At 67.9% G+C, this 803-nt stretch carries 1 protein-coding gene; it reads right to left on the bottom strand.

What is annotated here, in order from left to right; translation table 11 throughout:
* Positions 1-764: DUF1905 domain-containing protein (locus tag ABN028_RS35210; RefSeq protein WP_349699673.1), on the bottom strand; the 764-nt coding region annotated here is incomplete at its 3' end.
* Positions 765-803 lie beyond the last annotated feature (39 nt).

The following is an 803-nucleotide window of genomic DNA, read 5'->3' on the forward strand; positions in this document are numbered from 1 at the left end:
CGGAAGCCGGCCCGGGTGACAAAGCACGTCACCGCCCACACGCTGTCATCGGTCTTGTCTTCGGTTCGACCGGCCCAGGGGACGGGGCAGTGGCTCAGCAGGCGCGGGTTGGACGGTCGCGGGTCGACCGCGCACCAGCCGACCGGCTCACCGTCGAGGTAGGCGACCAGGCCGGTCGTCTGAGCCGAATCCGGCTGTCCGCAGGCGGTCTGTTCTCGGAGCCGGGAGGCGAGTCCGTCGGCACCAACCGTGGCCCAACCCTCCTTAGGCCGCATCTTGTACCGCTGGCACCAGTCTCTGGCCGGAGCACCGCGGGTGCCGAAGATGGCTTGCAAGTCTTCCCAGGTCGCCTCGTTCGCGGGGACGATCCGGAGTTGATCGTCGGTGACCTGTGGCCTCTTGCGACTCTTGGCGCCTGCTCCGCTGCGCCCCACCTGTTGATCGTCTCCGCTACCTGGTTGGCGTCGCCCGGCTGCCTGAGGTGCCTTGCGACTGGCTCGAGCAGGACGCGCCCGAGCGGGATCCTGCCTCGCCTCCAGCGCTGGGACGGCCACGGTGAGGTGGATCGTGACGGTGTCCCCGTCGGCGAGCCCTTTAGGCTTGCGCACCGAGTCCCTTATCGGGAGGACGTAACGCCTGTCCTTGTGCCACATCGATGTCGCCCACTCGACCTCGCCGATCCGCGCCTGTACCCGGAGCATTCCCCGGTGATAGCTGGTGCCGGACGTCGCCACTTTCAGCTGGAGGCTAAGCTCCTCAGGCACCGCAACGAAGTAGTACGGCGCCGGACCGCGCCACTGAAA

It is taken from the genome of Actinopolymorpha sp. B17G11 (assembly GCF_040196095.1).
Classification (GTDB): Bacteria; Actinomycetota; Actinomycetes; order Propionibacteriales; family Actinopolymorphaceae; genus Thermasporomyces.